Raw genomic sequence first — 18754 nt, forward strand, 5'->3', positions numbered from 1 at the left:
CTGGCAAAAAGAATGGCGGCGCATGGCGGAATATTCAGCTCTTTCGCTTCTGAAAAATGCCTTATCGGGCAATCGTGACTGGAAGCCGGCTTGGCGCAAGCCCGATCCCAAACCGAGCTATGATGTCATCGTCATCGGTGGTGGGGGCCATGGGCTCGCAACTGCCTATTATCTTGCAGCCGAACACGGCATCACCAATGTGGCCGTACTGGAAAAGGGTTGGCTGGGCTCCGGCAATATCGGTCGCAACACGACGATTGTACGCTCCAACTATCTCTTACCCGAATCCCTTCGTTTCTACGAATTTTCGATGAAACTCTGGGAAAACCTCTCCCATGAGCTCAATTACAATGTGATGTTCTCCCAGCGTGGCGTTCTGAACCTCGCTCACAGTCCGGGTCAGGCCGACGCTTTCATCCGCCGGGGCAATGCGATGCGCCATAGCGGTGTCGACGCCGAGTGGCTCACGCCGCAGCAGATCGCACGCAAGGTGCCCGGTCTCGACACGTCAAAATCGGCGCGCTTTCCGGTCGTCGGCGGACTTCTTCAGCCACGCGCGGGCACCGCACGCCACGATGCGGTCGCCTGGGGTTATGCGCGGGCAGCCGATCGCCGGGGCGTCGACCTGATCGAGAATTGCGAGGTGACGGGCTTCCTGCGTAACGGCGATCAGATCACGGGCGTTTCCACCACAAGAGGCGAGATCCGTGCAAAAAAGGTTGCGCTGGCCGTGGCCGGCAGCACCAGCCGCGTGCTGCAGCGCGCGGGCATTGAGCGATTTCCTATTGAAAGCCATGTTCTTCAGGCCTTCGTGTCAGAAGCCATCAAGCCCTTTGTCGACTGCGTCGTGACCTTCGGTGCCGGCCATCTTTACATGTCGCAATCGGACAAGGGCGGGCTGGTTTTCGGCGGCAGCCTGGATTTCTACAATTCCTACGCCCAGCGCGGAAACCTCCCCACGGTCGAGGATGTGATGAGCGAAATCTGCGCCATGTTCCCCTCCGTCGCACGGCTGAGGCTTCTGCGCTCCTGGGGTGGCGTGATGGACATGTCGATGGACGGATCCCCGATTATCACCAGGGGTCCTCTGCCCGGTCTCTATCTCAATTGCGGCTGGTGCTATGGCGGCTTCAAGGCAACACCAGCCTCCGGCTATTCCTTCGCATGGACCATCGCAAAGGACGAACCCCACGCCATCAACGCGCCCTTCACGCTCAGCCGCTTCGAGCGCGGTGCCGCAATCGATGAAACGGGTCACGGCCCGATACCCAAACTGCATTGAGGGGAATGCCATGCTGATCGACTGCCCCCATTGCGGCCCTCGCGACCTCGCCGAATTCTCCTATCAGGGGGATGCGACGCGCACCCGACCCGACCTTGCCTCGACTGACACGAAGGCCTGGCTCGACTATGTCTATCACCGGCCGAACCCGGCCGGGCGGCACCACGAGTTCTGGCAGCACGCAGGTGGATGCCGTGCGCATCTGGTGGTGGAACGCGACACGCTGACCCACGAGATTTTCACGGTCTCCTTCGCGCGAAAGACTTCTGGCGGAGACGCCGCATGAGCCCGCGCCGATCCACTTCCGGCGGGCTGATCAACCGTACCCGCACCGTCCGATTCACCTTCGACGGCGAGAACCTGTCCGGCCATGCCGGCGACACTTTGGCCTCGGCGCTGCTCGCCAATGGTGTTTCGCTGATGGGTCGCTCCTTCAAATATCACCGCCCGCGCGGTGTCTTCAGCGCCGGTGTCGACGAACCGAACGCGCTCGTGACGCTGTTGCGGGAAGGCGTGCGCGAGCCCAACATTCCTGCCACGCAGATCGAAATCTATGACGGTCTGCGCGCAGAAAGCCAGAACCGCTTTCCTTCTCTGGCATGGGATCTTGGCGCGGTAAACCAACTCGGCGGCCGGCTGATCGGTGCGGGCTTCTACTACAAGACCTTCATGGGGCCGGTGATCGGGCCACTCAAGGGCACGCGCTTCTGGATGATGTGCGAACATTTCATCCGCCGTGCCGCCGGTCTTGGCAGAGCCGATTACGAGGCCGATCCTTCACGCTACGAGCGGGTGAACGCCTTCTGCGACGTTCTGGTGGTGGGCGGAGGCATCGCCGGCCTGATGGCAGCCGAGGCTGCGGCAAAGGCCGGAAAGCGCGTGATCCTCGCCGAACAGGAGCCTGTCACGGGCGGCTTTGCGCGCTGGTCCGGCGAAATCATCGAGGGAAAACACGCCCACGAATGGGCTTCAAACCTGACAGCACGGCTTGCCAGCCTCGACAATGTCCGCCTTTTAACGCGCACCGCGGTCTGGGGGTATTATGACGGCAACACGTTGGCCGCGCTCGAACGCGTCCACGATCATGTGGCCCGCACGCCGAAGGGACACCCACGCCAGCGGCACTGGACGATCCGCGCAACGGATGTTGTGCTTGCAACGGGTGCGCTTGAACGCCCGATCGTCTTTCCCGGCAATGATCGTCCGGGTGTCATGCTGGCCGGCGCCGCACGCCGCTATGCCGCAGAATTCGGCATTCTGCCGGGAAACAGAACGATCTTTTTCACCAACAATGACAGTGCCTATGAGGCGGCAGCCACCATCAAGCGGGCTGGCGGCCATGTCGCAGCCATTGTGGATGTGCGCGCGAGGATCAGCAGTGCCGCCAGCGAACTTGCCACCGCGGCAGGCGTTTCGCCGCTCACCGGACACGCCATCGTGGGCACCAAGGGCGGCAAGACGCTTTCACGCGTGTTTGTTCAAGCGTACGATGCGGCATCCGGTACGCTGTCGGGAGATGCCAGACCGCTCGAGTGCGACAGTCTGGCGGTTTCCGGTGGTTGGCAGCCCGTACTTCATCTGGCGAGCCAGGCTGGCGCAAAGCCCGTCTGGGATGAGGAAAAACAGGCCTTCCTGCCACCCGAGCCAACACAACGGTGGGCAGGCGCAGGCGCATTCCTCGGTACATTCGGCACTGTTGACGCCCTTAGAAGCGGTCGTGATGCGGGCCTCAAATGTGCTGGCAAGCGCCCCTCACGCGGCAGGCTGCCCGAGATCGCGCCTGAACCTCTCGACCTGACGCCAGCCCCGGTTCTCGAAATTCGCGGAAAAGGCAAGGCTTTTGTCGATTTCCAGCACGATGTGACCGCCGATGATGTGCGGCTCGCCCACCGCGAAGGCTTTGTCAGCGTCGAGCATCTGAAGCGCTATACCACGCTCGGCATGGCGACCGATCAGGGCAAGACATCGAATGTGCCCGGCCTCGCCATCATGGCGGCGGCCCGCGGCATCACGATCCCCGAGGCCGGTACCACGCGCTTTCGACCGCCCTATTCGCCGGTGGCCATCGGTGCGATGGCCGCGGAACGTTATGGCGATCTGAAGCCAGAGCGCTATACCCCCATACATGACTGGCATGTGGACCACGGTGCCGAGATGACGCCGGCAGGTCTCTGGCATCGCCCACTGGTTTATGCCGCTGCCGGCGAAACGGTCGAACAGGCTTACATCCGCGAGGCAGCGGCGGTGCGCCGCTCCGTGGGCATTGTCGATGTTTCCACACTGGGCAAGATCGCGGTGAAGGGACCCGACGCCGCCGCCTTCCTCGATCGGGTCTACACCAACACTTTCTCCACGCTGAAAGTGGGCAAGGCGCGCTATGGCCTGATGCTGCGCGAAGACGGCATTGCCTTTGACGACGGCACCACCTGGCGGCTTGGCGAGACCGACTTCCTGATGACCACCACCACCGCCAATGCCGGCGCGGTGATGCAGCATCTGGAATATTGTCTCGACATTCTCTGGCCCGAACTCAAGGTCCATCTCACCTCGGTGACGGACCAGTGGGCCGGCGCGGCCATTGCCGGTCCGAGGGCGCGCGCCGTGCTGGAGCGTTGCGTTAGCGGAACCAGGGTCGACAATGAGACCCTGCCTTTCATGGGCATCGTGCATGGCGAGATCGAAGGCGCACCCGTCATGATCTGCCGCCTCTCCTTTTCCGGCGAGCTTGCCTATGAGGTCTATTGCGGTGCCGGTTACGGAACACTCATATGGGAAGCCTTGATGGAGGCGGGCGAACCGTTCGACATCACCCCCTATGGCATGGAAGCGCTCGGTGCATTACGAATCGAGAAAGGCCACGTGACCGGAGCCGAGATTGACGGACGAACCACCGCCCGCGATCTCTATCTCGACTGGATGCTGTCAAAGAAAAAGCCCTTCATCGGTTCGGGCCTGATGGACCGCCCTGCCCTCATCGACAAAAACCGCCTCAGGCTTGTCGGCGTCATCTCTCTGGATGGACAAAAGCTTGGCGGAGGTGCGCATCTGGTTGAGCGTGGAACTCCAGACGAGCCCGGCGAAAGCATCGGCCATGTGACAGCCTTCTGCTACTCACCTGCGCTGCAGAAATATATCGGCCTTGCGCTTGTCCGGGGTGGCAAGGCCCGCCATGGCACGCGAGCGCATCTGTCTGATCCGCTGCGCAAGCGTTTCGGCCAGGTGGAAATCGTCAGCCATCATTTCTTCGATCCGGATGGAGAACGCATGCATGGTTGAGCGCACATCACCGCTGGGCAGCGATTTCCGCCCCGGCTCCTATGGCGACTTTGTTGAAGGGACCGGTGTGACGATCTTGGAAGCCATAAAGGGATCGATCGTCGAGGCCAGCGCCTGGCCTGGCGAGGAAAAGACGCTGACGGAAAATCTTTCCGCCATCTGCCGTCTAAAACTTTCAGCTTCACCGGGAAGCGGCGCTGCCAACCGTGAAGGCACATGCGCCTTCAACATCGGCCCTGGCCGATTTCTCGTAAGTGGTCAGGACGAGGCTCTGGCCGGCGTTATGATTGCCGCCATTGATGAGAGCGCGGGAACCGTGACCGATCTCTCGCATGGGCGCGCGGTGTTCGCGGTTGAAGGCCCCAAGGTCGAATGGGTTCTTGCCAAGCTTTTCGCGCTCGATTTCAGCCTCTCTGCCTTTCCCGTCCACACCGGACGGGCCACAGCGCATCACGACCTGTTTGTTCAAATCCAGCGCCGTGGCGAGAAACGCTTCGAGCTATATGTCTTCCGCTCATTTGCGCGGGCTTTTGCCAAAACGCTCCGCCGCGCATCCGAAGATGTGGGCTATACGATAAGATAGGCCCGGCGCGGCGACACCGGACCTATCGGCCGGCTCGCGGAGCACCCACGAACCGGTTTTATCATCCCGAAGGCACGTTCGGCGCCTCCGGCGGTCGTCGTCAGCCATTATCGCCGTCAGGAGCCATTTCCGCCGGCGGATTGCCCTGATGCATTTCACCGCGCGGGCCACCTCTGTGGTCACGCTTGTGGTGCATCATTTTTCCGTGGCGTCCGCCACGCTCCCCTGCCATCTGGCGGAAGCCACGGCGCATTTCGCGCTGGTCGACTTTGCCATCGTCATTGGCATCCATCAGCGCAAAGCGCTTTGCCTGCTGGCTTTCAATCTCCGCAATCGTAACGGTGCCATCACCATCGATGTCGAGACGCTGTGCAGCGCGTTTCGCCCGCCGCTCGGCCATGCGCTTCATAGCCATATCCTGAAGTTCGGCTTCAGACAGCACGCCGTCGCCATCAGCATCGGCGGCCTTCAAACGCTCGATATGAACAGAGGAAAACTCTTCGATGGATAGGTTCCCATCGCCGTTGGTATCGATGCGGGAAAACCCCCGCATCATCTTGCCGCCTTTCATTCGCTCTCCTGCAGCCGGCGGTGCAGCTTGGTCGGACGAAGCTTCCTGAGCGATCGCAGCAGAACCGGCAATCAGGCTCAGGGCCACGGCGGACAAAAGAATCTTGTTTTTCATATCAGTCTCCTCGTAAGGGGGCGCCGCCAGGGAAATGCGGCAGGGAACGAGGAGATAGTCGCCGATCTCACATTACGACGACCTTGCCGGGAAATTACAATTTCGTAAGCAACATTCGTGGGAAATGACTTAACGAACGAAGGAGACAAACTCCTCGAGCGGCGCCCGTTCACTACGCAGGGCATTCTCTGGTTTTGAGGCATCCTCGTAGCCAAGCGCCATACCGCAGACGACAATTTCCTCATCGGGAATGCCGAGGATCGGGCGGATCTGCTTGTGGTAAGGTGCAAATGCAGCCTGTGGGCAGGTATGAAGATCACGCCCGCGTGCGGCAATCATCACCGATTGTACAAACATGCCGAGATCGATCCACGATCCCTTGTTCAATCGTCGGTCGATGGTGAAGATCAGGCCGACGGGAGCATCGAAGAAGGTGAAATTGCGATCATGCTGAGCGCGCATGCGCTCCACCTCACGGCGACCGATGCCCAAAAGGCTATAAAGTGCATATCCCACCGCACGACGGCGCGAGAGATAGGGCTCGAAGAACTTGTCGGGATAATATTTGTACTCGTCCCATTCGATCTTTTCCGGGCGTACACCGGAAGAAAGAATAGCCTCGGAAAGCGCCTGTTTGCGCTCGCCCGACACCACATAGACCTTCCAGGGCTGCATGTTGGTGCCCGAGGGCGCGCGCGCGGCGACACGAAGAATATCTCTGATCGTCTCGTCATCGACAGGATCGGGCAGAAACGCCCGCACGGAGCGCCGCGTCAGCATCGCCTGATCGACAATGTCGGTAATGGACAGTTCGTTCTTCTTGTCAGGGGCTAACATGCCACTATCCTTCCTGGCGGTCCTTTCAGATGCGCGACAATGCCCCCTGCATCAATATCGCGATCCATTCAGGACCAAATGCACTCACTCACTGCGCTGTTCTCACGCCGGTCGATTTGCTAAAACGCCGACCAATGCGCCGGTCCTCGTAGTCGAAGGGCCTGTTTTTTTCAAGTCGAATGCCAAGTTCGCCCCTGGAGCCCCCAATGCCAAAGCCCTCCTCCCGCATTTCAGGCATCGTCCCGTCCGGCAAAAACGGGTGGGAAATCCACTTCGCCGCCATGACCCGCAAGCAGGCCGGTGAAAACGTCATCATGCTGTCTGTGGGCGACCACGATTTTGATACTCCGGAAGGTACGGTCGAAGCCTGCGTCAATGCCGTCCGGGGCGGCCATCACCACTACACGCAACTTCCCGGTCTGCCCCGCCTGCGACAGGCCTTGGCGAAATTATCGGAAGAGTGTACAGGGACCAGGACAAGCTCCGAAGAGATCATGGTCACCATCGGCGGCCAGGGCGCGCTCTACGCGGCTTTCCAGGGGGTGCTCGACCCGGGCGATCATGCGGTGATCGTGTCGCCCTATTACGCCACCTATCCAGGCACGGTGCGCGCCGCCGGGGGGCGCTACACGGAAATCGAAACCCATGCGGAAAACGATTTTGAGCCGAGCCTCGAGGAAATCGAAGCCGCACTCGAAGCAGACACGCGCGCAATCCTGATCAATTCGCCCAACAACCCCACCGGAGCCGTCTACTCTCGCGCCACGATCGAGCGTATCGCAGAGATCTGCCGCGAACGCGATCTGTGGCTCCTGTCCGACGAGGTTTACTGGACCATCCGCTCGGAGAAGGAGCACATCTCGCCGCGCGCCCTGCCCGATATGAAGGAGCGCACGCTGGTTATCAATTCCCTGTCGAAGAGCCACGGCATGACCGGGTGGCGGGTCGGATGGCTCACCGGACCCGCCGACATGATCGCCGTGTTGACCAATCTCAACCTCGTGGCCACCTATGGGCTGCCCGATTTCACTTCCCACGCGGCCATCGCTGCCGCAGAGAACGGGTTCGGCATGCGTGAGATCGCAGAGCTCTATACCAGACGGCGCGAAGCGTTTCTTGAGGCGGTGCGCGGCTTGAACGACGTGATCGTGCGCGGCTCTCAGGGTGGCATGTATGTAATGCTCGACATACGGGCGATAGAGCAGGATTGCGAGAAATTTGCCTGGGACTTCCTGAACCAGGAAAATGTCGCAGTCTTGCCGGGCGCCAGTTTCGGTGATGCCGCCAAAGGGCATATCCGAATTTCCATGTGCCAGGATGAGGAAACGCTGCGCGAGGCGGCCAAACGGCTGCAGCGTTTCATTGCCGCCAGGCTGGATAAACCGGTGAAAAAAACCGCCGCCGGCTGAACCGGAAGCGGGCGCGCTGTTGAGCGCGCCTCAGTCCTTCCGGTTCGGCAACCCTTTACGGTTCGTCTCCGCAAGCTCTTCGAGCTCCGATTCGCTCATCGATTCATACATTTCCTTCGACGCGCCCTGGAGCTCCGACTTGGACGTCTCACCACGTTTGGCCGCGAGGGCGGCACCGGCGGCTTTTTGTTGCGCCTTGGATTTTGCCGGCATCTTTGCCTCCTGTTTGAAGTATTCACTCTAGGAAGAAGACTCCGGATCGGGCTGAGTTCCCGGGATTTTTCAACCCGAAGATAAATTTCGCCAATACGGATCGGGATTGAAGCGATCGCCGTGCTGCGCCTGCAGGCGCTCAAGCGCGGCAACGATCTCCTCTATGCCACGCGCACGCGCATATCGAAGCGGCCCGCCCCGAAACGGAGCAAACCCCGTGGCAAAGATCATCGACCCCTCAAGCGTTTTTTCGTCCCCCACAACGCCTTCGCGCAGGCAGGTCACGCAAGTGTTGAGCATGGGGAGGATCAGGCGATCCGTGATGGCCGCCTGCGGCTCGGGGTGTTTGGCACTTTTTCTCGGCCCGCCATTTCTATCGTAGGTATAAAACCCGCGTCCCGCCTTCCGCCCGGTGTGTCCTTCCGCCACCATGGATTCCAGCCAGGCGGGCACATCCGGTACTGGGGTGTCGAGACCGGCCCGCATGGTGCGGGCCACTTCCAGACAAATGTCCAGGCCGACGCGGTCGGCAAGTTCGATCGGCCCCATGGGCATGCCGAACGAAACCGCAGACTGATCGATGGTTTCTTTTTGCATGCCTTCGTCGAGCATAACAAACGCCTCGGTGAGGTAAGGCGTCAGAACGCGGTTGATAAGAAAGCCCGGCGAGCTTTTGACCGCTGCGGGAAGTCTGTCGATAGAGCCGCAGAAAGCTTTAAGCCGCGCCAGCGCCGCAGCCGAAACCCCATCATGTGAAACGACTTCGACGAGTTCCATGCGTGCGACAGGATTGAAGAAGTGCAGCCCCAGCAGCCTTTCGGGAAACGGAACAGCCGTTCGCAGCTCTTTCAGGGGGATGCTGGACGTGTTGGTCGCGAGAATAGCGTCCTTCTTCATCAAAGGCGCGACCGTCTCGAAAACCTTGCGCTTGACCTCGGCCTTTTCCGCAACCGCCTCAATCACCAGATCAGCCTGCCTGACACCATCGCCCGCAAAATCCGGTGTCAGCCGATCGGATGCGTCGCGTCTGGCGATCCCGCTATGCAGACGTGTATCAAAAAGCTTCCCTGCTCTTCCGATTGCTGCCGCAAGAGCCTTTTCATCGAGATCGGACAGCGTGACCCTGAGACCGCGCGCCGCGCACCATGCGGCAATATCCCCGCCCATTGTCCCGGCACCGATAACGTGAACCTGCGCAATGTCGCTCGTCCCCTTTCCTCCAGCCTTCAGAGTTTCACGCAGGAAGAAGACATGGATGAGATTCTGCGCCGTCTCACCGGTCAAAAGACGCGAGAAGGAGCGGATTTCCTCCTTCTGCATCACGTCTTTTTTCCCGGCGCCGTGGTTTTCCCAAAGGTCGATCAATCGATGAGGGGCGGGATAATGTTCCTCCGGCGCACGCTTGGCAGCCATGGAACGCATCTTGCGCGCGGCGAGACGCCGATAAAACGAGAAGCGGCTCAAACCCGCGCCGCGCCTTGTCGGTTTCAGATCTCCCGAGATGGCCGCTTTGACCGCGTTCACGACATGTCGCTCCTCGGCCACGGCGTCGATCAGGCCGAGCTTCCGTGCCTTGGCTGTATGCACGGATTTTCCAGTCAGCATCATCTTCATGGCTTCGACCGGATCGATCAGCGCCGGCAGCCGGAACGTCCCTCCCAGTCCGGGATGAAGTCCGAGAAGCACTTCGGGAAACCCGAAGACCGCTCCCTCGACAGCTATCCTGAACCTGCACGCGAGAGCCAGCTCGAGCCCGCCGCCGAGGCAATGGCCGTGGACCACCGCAACGCTCGGCATGGGGAGCGCTGCCAGACGGTCAACGATCGCATGGGCCCGCGTCATGCGGGCTTCCACCACATCCGTTTGAGAAACACCGGAAAAATCGCGAATATCGGCTCCGGCGATAAAACCTCCGGCTTTGCCCGAGCGCAGCACGAGCCCTTTCGGCTGCACCGCCTCGACCTTTTCCAGCAGGGTCTCCAATTCGCTCATCACCGGTTCGGAAAGCGTGTTCGTGCTCTCCCCCGCCCGGTCAAGCACCAGCCAGGCAACAGCGTCTTCGTCCCTGAACAGCGACCAATGTTCGGTTTTCGCAACCTCCTGCGCGTCGGGGCCGAGCGCGAGCCGGTTTCGATTGAGATGCTTGCCAGCGGGTATCGTTCCAACAGCCATCAAACCACCTCCATCAGCATCGCGCCACCAAGGCCGCCGCCGATACATTCGGTTGCCACACCACGTTTGAAACCACCTCTGCGCAAGGCGTTGACCAGGTGAAGTACGATCCGGTTGCCGCTGGTTCCCACCGGGTGCCCGAGGCTGATTGCTCCCCCATCCACATTGAGGCGATTGTGGTCGATGCGGCCGAACGGAGCTTCGAGCCCGAGAACATGGCGGCAATAGTCGTCATCCTCCCACGCCGCGAGGCACGCAAGAACCTGCGCCGCAAAAGCCTCATTCAGCTCCCACAATTCAATGTCTTCACGGGTCAGACCTTGCCGTTCGAGCAACGCCGTCGAGCACAATGTCGGCCCCAGACCCATGATGGACGGATCCAGTCCCGACCACTCACTGTCGACAATCCGGGCCAGCGGGGTAAGACCGTGCTTCTTGAGCGCCTCTTCGGACGCAAGGATCACCCAGGAGGCTCCATCGGTGATTTGCGAAGAATTGCCAGGGGTGACCTTGCCGAAAGGCTTCTCAAAAGCGGGTTTCAGCTTGGCGAGCCGCTCCATCGAGGTATCCGGGCGAACGCCGTCATCATGGTCATATAAGACGCCATCGCGGGTCACTGCAGGAACGACTTCCCCTTTGAGAGTGCCGCTTTTCTGTGCCCTCGCCAATCGCTGGTGACTTTCCAGCGCGTAAGCGTCAGCAGCTTCACGGGAAATATTGAAGATATGGCCGATTTTCTCGGCCGTCTGCCCCATATTGAGCTGGGTGACGGGGTCGGTCAGTCCCCGCTCAAGCCCGATGACCGGCTTGAGCATGCGCGGTCGCAACGCACCCAGGGCGGCGAGCCTCTCTAAAACCGATTTGGCAAAAGCGAAACGGCCAAACCAAGCAGCGCCTTCCTGCGGCCACACCAGTGGCGCGTGGGAAAGCGCTTCGGTTCCTCCGGCAAGGATAAGATCGGCCTTTCCCGCTTCGATCGTTCGGAAAGCGGTGTCTATCGACTGCATCCCGGAACCACAATTGATCTGAACAGTGAAGGCCGGCATCGCATCACCCATGCCGAGCCGCAGTGCTGCCACCCGTGCCGGGTTCATCTCGTCGGCAAGGACGTTGACACAGCCGAGGATCACCTTGTCAAAACTGGCGGGAGAAAAATTCTGTCGCGCCAGCAGGGGCCGCCCGCATTGAACGGCAAGGTCTACCGGCGTGAATGGACCCGGCTTTCCGCGCGCCCTCAGAAAAGGGGTCCGTGCGCCGTCCACGATGAAGACGGGCCTGTCTTTGCTCTCACGATATTTTGTCTGACGGACAGGAGCCGTTCGCTTCGCACGCACAGGCGGCTTCCGGTTAACGCGCTTCTGCTCTCGGGGCATTTGTGCCATGCAATACGCACCTTTCCTGAAAACCCGACCGTCAGCGATTGTTCAGCTCAGTCGAGGCAGTTGAGCATCTTTGTCATCAATGACACAACCTTTCCGGCCTTTCCTGGTTCCGATCTCGCTTCATTCCCAATAACGCCGGCTTTAAGCCACAATTGTCTGGCCTGACCCGATAAGCCGCATTGGCCGCAAAAGCGGTTTGTGGTTTAACCGCACTGTTTTGCAGCATACGGGCGACAGGCGTTAACGTCACGGCAAGGTTGGTGACCGACACTTCAGCTCGAGAATGGGAGACGGGTTTGAGTGGAATCGACGCGAGACCGTCGATGGGTCGGCGTTTGCACGGGCCGTTGCTGCTCGCGCTCATGCTCGCCTTTTCGCCGCCTTCTGCCAATGCCTTCGAGCTGTTCGGCTTAAAGCTGTTTGGCAAGGACAAGGCTGCCGAAGAGCCGGACACAATCGGTGAACCCTGGAATTACACGGTAGAATTTGTCCTCCCCTATGGCGCGGACGAAACCGAGAAAAAACTCAAGGGCGCCTCCTCTCTCTGGGCGGACCGCGAGAAACCCGCTTCGGGTGCTGCGGGGTTGATCGTCAAGGCGCGCGGCGACTATCGCCGTCTCCTCAACACGCTCTACGGTTCGGCGCTTTATGGCGGCTCCATCAGCATCACCATTGACGGGCAAGAGGTATCCGGGCTTCCCATTGACGCGGATATTGCCAATCCGGCCAGCGTTCGCGTCGCCGTCGACCCGGGCTCTGTCTTTCATTTCGACCAGGCGCGGATCATCAATCAGGCGCCGCCGCCGCTGAACCGCAATGATCGCGTCGAAGACCCGGCAAAAGAAGGTTTCCAGTCAGGAGAAGTCGCTGCATCCGGTACCATCCTGAAGGCAGGTCGCCTCGCGGTTGAAGCCTGGCGCCATCAGGGGCATGCCAAGGCCGAGATCGTGGAGCGTCGCGTTACCGCCGCGCATGAAACCAAAACGGTGGACGCAATCCTGACCGTTGAGCCTGGTCGCCGTGCAGCGTATGGCGTTGTCACCGTCAGCGGGACGGAACGGATGGATCCCGACTTCGTGGCGCGCCAGACCGGACTTGTTCCCGGTCGCGAATACGACCCGGACGATATTGACCGCGCCCGCGAGCGCCTGTCGAAGCTTGATGTTTTTCGCTCTGCCCGGATCGAGGAAGCGGACGAGATCGGCGCCGATGGCCTCCTCCCGCTCGCCGTTATCGTCCAGGAACGCCTGCCACGCCGGTTCGGTGTCGGCGGCACCTATTCAACGCTCGACGGGCTTGGCGTACAGGCCTACTGGATGCACCGAAACCTTTTCGGCCGTGCTGAACGACTCCGTTTCGAAGGGCAGGTTTCCGGCATCGGCAACACGTTCAAGCCTGAAGATCTGACCTACCGCGTTGGCGCCACTTTCATCAAGCCCGGTGTCTATACGCCCGACACGGATTTCCATGCCTCCATATTCGGCGACCGGGAGGTGCTCGAACGTTATACACGCACGGCAGTCAGCGCCGAACTTGGCTTCCGGCACGAGTTTACTGAAGCCCTGTCTGGAAGCCTGTTCGCCAATGCCGGCCGCGCCCGCTTCGAAGACGACTTCGGAACACGGGATTTCACCACCGTCGGTCTGTCGGGCACGCTGACCTATGACAGCCGGGACAATCCCGCCGATGCGACCGAAGGATTTTTTGCCGAATTGTCGCTCGAACCATTCTACGAAATGGAATACCGCAACCTGGCCGCGCGCATGCTTCTGGAAGGCCGCGCCTACCATGATTTCGGAAGTGACGGCCGCTTCGTTCTGGCCGGACGCGCCAAGATCGGTGCCTTGGTCGGCGCGCCCATTGACGAAACGCCGCCCGACAAGCTGTTCTTTGCCGGCGGGGGTGGTTCGGTCCGCGGCTACGCCTATCGAAACATCGGCGTGGAGATGGAGGATGGTATCGCGGGCGGACGGTCGCTGATGGAAGCGTCTGCCGAACTGCGCGCGCGCGTTACCAATTCTATTGGCGTCGTCGGTTTCATCGATGCCGGGACCGTTGGGGCGGAATCCTTCCCCGACTTCTCGGAGGATGTGCGGATCGGTGTCGGCGCCGGTCTGCGCTATCTCACCCCGTTGGGTCCCGTGCGTCTCGATGTCGCCGTTCCGCTCGATCGACGCGACGGCGATCCGAGCGTTGCCTTTTACGTCGGAATAGGACAAGCGTTTTGATCCGCTTTTTCGCAGCTCTGATCCTGCTCTTCGTCCTGTTGCCCGCCATGGCGCAGGACACACCCAGTGAACGCACGCCCGATGAAGAGCGCTCATTCTTCACGCGTCTTCTGGAAGATCAGCTCTCCACGCCCAACCGGCAGATTCGCATTTCCGGCATTTCCGGTGCGCTGTCTTCACAGGCCACCATCGGTGAAATCACCATCGCTGACAGGGAAGGGATTTGGCTGCGCATCAGCAACGCCTCCATCGACTGGAGCCGCTCCACGCTGCTGCTGCGCCAGCGTCTCGAAGTACAAAAGCTTGCCGCCGAAAATATTGAGGTCACACGCCGTCCACTGCCCGATAAGGGACTGCCCTCGCCCGAGTCGCGCTCTTTCCAGGTCCCGGAACTGCCGCTTGCCGTGAATCTCGAAGCGCTCGAGATAAAACAGGCATCTTTCGGACAGGAAGTCTTCGGCCTTTCCGCCGACCTCGCCTTGATAGGGGCTCTCAAAATCGACAGCGGAACGCTCGAGAGCAATTTCGACGTGCAGCGCCTGGACGGTCCTGGCGGCCAGTTTGCGCTTGAAGCTGCGTATTCCAACGAAACCGAGATTTTGGATCTCGATCTGGTTCTCGATGAGCCGGCCAATGGCGTGGTCGCCAATCTTCTCAACGTCCAGGGCCGCCCGCCACTCAAACTCACCCTTGCCGGCAGCGGACCGCTAAGCCAGCTCGACATCAAACTTGCACTTGAGGCGGACGGCGTACCCGCTTTTGGCGGCACGGCACGGCTTCGCGAACGCGAGGAGGGCCTGGGCTTTTCCGCCCGCCTCGCCGGCACCATCAAGAGGCTCGTGCCGGCCCAGTTTCAGGATTTCTTCGGCGCCGGCACCCGCATCAACGTCAATGGCGTTTCGAAGAAAGGTGGCGGGATCCTGCTCGAAAATTTTCAGGTCGCCAGCGCCTCCATGCGCATCGAGGCCGTTGCAGAGACCAGCAGCGACAATTTCCTCACTGCTCTCTCACTTGGCGCTTCAGTAGCCAACCCCAAGGGCGACCGCGTGCTTTTGCCCGTTGCAGGTGGACAGACCTCTCTTCAATCGGCAAAACTGGACATCACCTTCGGCGAGGCCGGGTCCGAGCGTTGGAATGGAAAGCTTGAGCTGAATGGACTTCAGACTGCAGAACTAGCCGCCGGGCGTACCATCCTCACGATGGGCGGGTTGGCGCAAAACCTGAATGATCCACTTTCCCGGCGGATAAGCTTCGAGATCGACGGAGGCCTCTCCGAGATCACTGCCACACAAGCAAAGATCGCCGAAGCACTCGGCGACACCCTTGATATCATGGCGCGCGGCGACTGGCAGGCTGGCAATCCCGTCGTGTTGGAAAAGGTTAGCATTTCCGGAAACGGACTGGAGACCGCCCTCACCGGCCAGATCCGAGATTTCGCCTTTAACGGCGATATCAAGCTTAGAGCAAGCGACATTGCGCCTTTCTCTGGCCTTGCGGGTCAGGCACTGGGCGGTTCGGTCAATCTCGCCGCCAATGGCACCGTGCGCCCCATCAGCGGCGCATTCGATCTCGACCTCGACGGTACGGCAACCGACCTGCGTATCGAGAACGAAGTTGCAGGAAACCTGCTTGCGGGCACCACGCGGATAGAGGGCGGTGTGGCACGAGGTCCTGAAGGATTGACTGCACGCGCGCTCTCCCTCGCAAACGATCAGTTCAACTTGCAGGCTGACGGTACCTTTGCCACCGGAACAGCGAACTTCCGCTTCGACGCTGCGCTGGAAAACATGGCCCTTGTCGCGAAAAATGCATCAGGCCGCCTGACAGCCACAGGCCGCGCTGAGGGGGCAGAGGGACGCATCAATCTCACGGTGAAAGCCGATGCGCCGCGCGGCAGATTGTCCGGCCGGGACCTCAGCGAGGCCACTGTCGGTTTCGATGGGCAACTGGAAGATGAAGTCCTGACGGGGGCCGTCGACGGCTCCGCCTTCCTGGCTGGGGAGCGAGTGGACCTGTCCGGCCAACTCGTTCTTTCACCGGATCAACGGCGGCTGACTGAATTTTCCTTCCGAGCAGGAGGTGCCACTGCCAGCGGCAATCTTGTTCAGAATGTGCGCAAAAGCCTGATCGACGGTCGCATCAATGTCGACGCCGCCGATGTTTCCACGGCGGCTGCGTTGCTGCTTCGGGAGGCAACCGGCAGCGTGAAGGCCGCTCTCTCTCTCTCCCATGTGGACGAACGCCAGATTGCCGACGTAAACGCCACTGTCCGCGATCTCGCCGTCGATCAGACGCGCATTTCAAATGCGGCAATTGCTGCAACAATCGAGGATTTGTTCGGGGTGCCCTCCGCCGTCGGCTCGATCAATGCCAAGGGGATCAGCGCAGGCGGCCTGAGCATTACATTGGTCGAAGCCACCGCGCGCCAGAACGAAGGGGCCACGGATTTCGAAGGCAAAGCCTTGCTTGAACAGGGCACTGAAATTGAAACCCAGGGCGCACTCGCACCTGAAGGCGAAGGCTATCGCCTCAGGCTCAACGAACTCCACCTGGAACAGGGGGCGGTAAAGGCCCGTCTTGTGGACCCCACGTCCCTTCTTGTGGAAGGCAATGCCTTTACACTGGATCCGCTGGTGATCGATATCGCGGGCGGTCGCATTACGGCCGGAGGTCGCTTCGCCAATGCTCTCGATCTCGCGGTCAATCTCCAAAGCGTCCCGCTTTCCATCGCCAATACGATCCAGCCCGAGCTCGGTCTTGGCGGGACGCTCGACGGCAAGGCAGAGATCAAGGGCACCCGAGACAGACCGCTTGTCAATTTTGACATCGACGGACGCCAGATCGCCTCTCCAATCTTGACGCAAGCAGGTTTGAGTACGCTGACGATCAATGCTGCCGGAACGAGCAATGGCGATCGACTGAACGTCGACACCGCCATCACCAGCCCGGAAGGTTTGAACGCCACAGCACGTGGCGCGGTCCCCATCGACGACGGTCAGCTTTCCCTGGATGTTGCTCTCAACGCTTTCCCACTGGCCGCACTGAACCGTGTCGTTCGCGGTCAGGACCTTGCCGGGCAGTTGACAGGCAGCGCACGGGTGACCGGCAGGCTCACCGAGCCGCAGGCAAGCTTCGACATGCGCGCCACCGGTCTGCGGGCTGCACCTTTGTCCAGCGCGGGCCTCGGCCCGCTTCAACTCGCCGCCAGCGGACGTTACGCGGGCAACGCGATTGAGCTTGCCCGACTGACGGCGGATGGCCCGTCAGGGCTGGGAATAGAAGCGAGCGGCACGATCCCGCTGTCCGGGTCCGGCCTTGGGCTTGACCTTGCAGGCACCGCACCGCTTTCGATCGCCAATCGTTTCCTTGCCGATCGTGGAACCCAGCTTTCCGGAACCGCCTCCGCCAGTATCCGCGTCTCCGGCGCCGTGGCAGATCCCGTCGTCAACGGCACAATCACGACTGCCAACGCGTCAGCGGTTGATCCGCTCACCAATCTGCGCGTCGGCGACGTCCGCCTGGCTGCCGCCGTCAATGGCGATCGGATATCCATCACGGAGGGGTCGGCGGCCCTGGCGGCAGGCGGCAGGGTTTCCGTATCCGGCACGATTTCCACCAATGCGCAGGCGGGCTTTCCCGCCGATCTCAGGATCGGGCTGAACAACGCCAGACACACGGACGGAGAAATGGTGACGGCAACCGTTAACGGTGCCCTGACCATGACAGGCCCCCTCACCCGCGATCCGCTGCTTGCTGGCGAGGTGAATGTGGAGCGGGCCGAAATTCTCGTGCCCGAAAGCATCGGCGGCGGCGCTGCTCAGATCAATGTGCGCCATATCGATCCGCCCCCCGCTGTACAGCGCACTCTTGAGCGTGCACGCGCAGATGACGGTACGCCGATGCCCTCCGCACGGCCGAGCGTTATGCGGCTGAACATCAATGTGACAGCGCCGGCCCGCATCTTTGTGCGCGGTCGCGGCCTCGATGCGGAACTCGGAGGCTCGGTAAGATTGACAGGACCGGTAACGAACATTCAGCCGGTCGGAGGTTTCAAGCTCATTCGCGGCCGACTGTCGATCATCGGTCAGCGCATAACCTTCGACGAAGGAGAAGTCACCCTGGTGGGCGACCTCGATCCGCAACTCGACTTCATCGCCCGCTCGCGCGGCAACGATATCATCGTGTTCATCAATGTGAACGGCCGTGTCTCCGACCTGAACATCACGTTCTCTTCGCAACCGGAATTGCCCGAGGATGAAGTGCTTGCCCGCCTCATCTTCAATCGTGGCATCGACGAGCTCTCTGCCGTTCAGATTGCCCAGCTAGCTGCCGCCGCCGCAGAACTCGCCGGCGGATCCAACAGCTCTCTTCTGGGCTCTTTGCGCAATGCGACGGGGCTCGACGATCTGGATGTCGTCACCGACAGCGAGGGCAATGCGGCGGTGCGCGCGGGTCGCTACATCCAGGATAATATTTATCTCGGGGTTGAAGCCGGCGCGAAAGGCACGACGCGGGGCACGATCAATCTCGACATTACCGAGGATCTGAAAGCGCGCGGCGCGGTGGGATCCGATGGCAACTCAAGCCTCGGTATATTCTTCGAAAAAGACTATTGATCCCGAATAAAGAAAGCCGGCCAGGAAACTGGCCGGCAAACGGCGCGCTGGGTTCGGGTCGGGGGGATGGT

Annotated in this window: 12 protein-coding genes; 7 read left to right on the forward strand and 5 right to left on the reverse strand. The window is 60.7% G+C overall.

All coding sequences use genetic code 11. The annotated features are described in order from the left end of the window. The first annotated feature begins 22 nt into the window (after positions 1 to 22). From AC2CHD_RS04095 to AC2CHD_RS04110, 4 genes are read left to right on the forward strand one after another with little or no spacing between them, the layout of a single operon-like run. Positions 23 to 1282, forward strand: a complete 1260-nt coding sequence (locus AC2CHD_RS04095) for a sarcosine oxidase subunit beta family protein (RefSeq protein WP_484552670.1) — start codon at positions 23 to 25, stop codon at positions 1280 to 1282. Between the two features lie 10 nt (positions 1283 to 1292). Further along, entirely contained in the window at positions 1293 to 1568 is a 276-nt protein-coding gene (locus AC2CHD_RS04100; protein ID WP_484552671.1) for a sarcosine oxidase subunit delta, read from the forward strand. Then, complete coding sequence (locus tag AC2CHD_RS04105; protein WP_484552672.1) at positions 1565 to 4558, forward strand: sarcosine oxidase subunit alpha family protein; 2994 nt, start codon at positions 1565 to 1567, stop codon at positions 4556 to 4558. Before AC2CHD_RS04100 ends, AC2CHD_RS04105 begins: the two co-directional genes overlap by 4 nt. Further along, a complete protein-coding gene (locus AC2CHD_RS04110; RefSeq protein ID WP_484552673.1) occupies positions 4551 to 5141 on the forward strand; it encodes a sarcosine oxidase subunit gamma in 591 nt (196 codons plus the stop codon). The genes AC2CHD_RS04105 and AC2CHD_RS04110 overlap by 8 nt, the downstream gene beginning before the upstream one ends. Positions 5142 to 5241: 100 nt before the next feature. On the opposite strand, the gene AC2CHD_RS04115 is transcribed toward AC2CHD_RS04110, so the two are convergent. Both AC2CHD_RS04115 and AC2CHD_RS04120 read right to left on the reverse strand, forming a co-directional pair. Next, positions 5242 to 5826: an EF-hand domain-containing protein gene (locus tag AC2CHD_RS04115; RefSeq protein WP_484552674.1), complete on the reverse strand. Its 585-nt coding sequence runs from the start codon at positions 5824 to 5826 to the stop codon at positions 5242 to 5244. A 129-nt stretch (positions 5827 to 5955) separates the two neighbouring features. After that, positions 5956 to 6663, reverse strand: a complete 708-nt coding sequence (locus AC2CHD_RS04120; protein WP_229448951.1) for a nitroreductase — start codon at positions 6661 to 6663, stop codon at positions 5956 to 5958. A gap of 206 nt (positions 6664 to 6869) precedes the next feature. Between AC2CHD_RS04120 and AC2CHD_RS04125 the strand changes: the two genes are divergently transcribed. Beyond that, the gene (locus AC2CHD_RS04125; protein WP_484552675.1) at positions 6870 to 8072 is read left to right on the forward strand and encodes a pyridoxal phosphate-dependent aminotransferase; all 1203 of its coding nucleotides are present in this window, start codon (positions 6870 to 6872) and stop codon (positions 8070 to 8072) included. Positions 8073 to 8102: 30 nt separating this feature from the next. On the opposite strand, the gene AC2CHD_RS04130 is transcribed toward AC2CHD_RS04125, so the two are convergent. The 3 genes from AC2CHD_RS04130 to AC2CHD_RS04140 all read right to left on the reverse strand — a co-directional run bounded on the left by AC2CHD_RS04130 (position 8103) and on the right by AC2CHD_RS04140 (position 11791). Continuing rightward, on the reverse strand, positions 8103 to 8285 hold the full coding sequence (locus tag AC2CHD_RS04130) for a DUF3008 family protein (RefSeq protein ID WP_229448949.1): 183 nt from the start codon (positions 8283 to 8285) through the stop codon (positions 8103 to 8105). A gap of 69 nt (positions 8286 to 8354) precedes the next feature. Next, complete coding sequence (locus AC2CHD_RS04135) at positions 8355 to 10457, reverse strand: 3-hydroxyacyl-CoA dehydrogenase NAD-binding domain-containing protein (RefSeq protein ID WP_484552676.1); 2103 nt, start codon at positions 10455 to 10457, stop codon at positions 8355 to 8357. Beyond that, positions 10457 to 11791: an acetyl-CoA C-acetyltransferase gene (locus tag AC2CHD_RS04140; RefSeq protein ID WP_484552677.1), complete on the reverse strand. Its 1335-nt coding sequence runs from the start codon at positions 11789 to 11791 to the stop codon at positions 10457 to 10459. The genes AC2CHD_RS04135 and AC2CHD_RS04140 overlap by 1 nt, the downstream gene beginning before the upstream one ends. A 371-nt stretch (positions 11792 to 12162) precedes the next feature. On the opposite strand from AC2CHD_RS04140, the gene AC2CHD_RS04145 reads away from it, so the two are divergent. Together AC2CHD_RS04145 and AC2CHD_RS04150 are read left to right on the forward strand one after the other, a co-directional pair. Next, positions 12163 to 14067 carry an autotransporter assembly complex protein TamA gene (locus tag AC2CHD_RS04145; RefSeq protein ID WP_484553211.1) on the forward strand — a complete coding sequence of 635 codons (1905 nt, stop codon included), beginning with the start codon at positions 12163 to 12165 and terminating at the stop codon, positions 14065 to 14067. Continuing rightward, positions 14064 to 18683, forward strand: a complete 4620-nt coding sequence (locus AC2CHD_RS04150) for a translocation/assembly module TamB domain-containing protein (RefSeq protein WP_484552678.1) — start codon at positions 14064 to 14066, stop codon at positions 18681 to 18683. The genes AC2CHD_RS04145 and AC2CHD_RS04150 overlap by 4 nt, the downstream gene beginning before the upstream one ends. Positions 18684 to 18754: the final 71 nt, after the last annotated feature.

The sequence above is a fragment of the Nitratireductor sp. ATLC21 genome (genome assembly GCF_057196525.1).

What these genes read in the sequence shown, in the direction of transcription:
- AC2CHD_RS04130 (WP_229448949.1), bottom strand. Translation starts at nt 8,285, where the DNA reads ATGCCGGCAAAATCCAAGGCGCAACAAAAAGCCGCCGGTGCCGCCCTC.
- AC2CHD_RS04115 (WP_484552674.1), bottom strand. Translation starts at nt 5,826, where the DNA reads ATGAAAAACAAGATTCTTTTGTCCGCCGTGGCCCTGAGCCTGATTGCC.
- AC2CHD_RS04125 (WP_484552675.1), top strand. Translation starts at nt 6,870, where the DNA reads ATGCCAAAGCCCTCCTCCCGCATTTCAGGCATCGTCCCGTCCGGCAAA.
- AC2CHD_RS04145 (WP_484553211.1), top strand. Translation starts at nt 12,163, where the DNA reads ATGGGTCGGCGTTTGCACGGGCCGTTGCTGCTCGCGCTCATGCTCGCC.
- AC2CHD_RS04100 (WP_484552671.1), top strand. Translation starts at nt 1,293, where the DNA reads ATGCTGATCGACTGCCCCCATTGCGGCCCTCGCGACCTCGCCGAATTC.
- AC2CHD_RS04120 (WP_229448951.1), bottom strand. Translation starts at nt 6,663, where the DNA reads ATGTTAGCCCCTGACAAGAAGAACGAACTGTCCATTACCGACATTGTC.
- AC2CHD_RS04105 (WP_484552672.1), top strand. Translation starts at nt 1,565, where the DNA reads ATGAGCCCGCGCCGATCCACTTCCGGCGGGCTGATCAACCGTACCCGC.
- AC2CHD_RS04110 (WP_484552673.1), top strand. Translation starts at nt 4,551, where the DNA reads ATGGTTGAGCGCACATCACCGCTGGGCAGCGATTTCCGCCCCGGCTCC.
- AC2CHD_RS04135 (WP_484552676.1), bottom strand. Translation starts at nt 10,457, where the DNA reads ATGGCTGTTGGAACGATACCCGCTGGCAAGCATCTCAATCGAAACCGG.
- AC2CHD_RS04095 (WP_484552670.1), top strand. Translation starts at nt 23, where the DNA reads ATGGCGGAATATTCAGCTCTTTCGCTTCTGAAAAATGCCTTATCGGGC.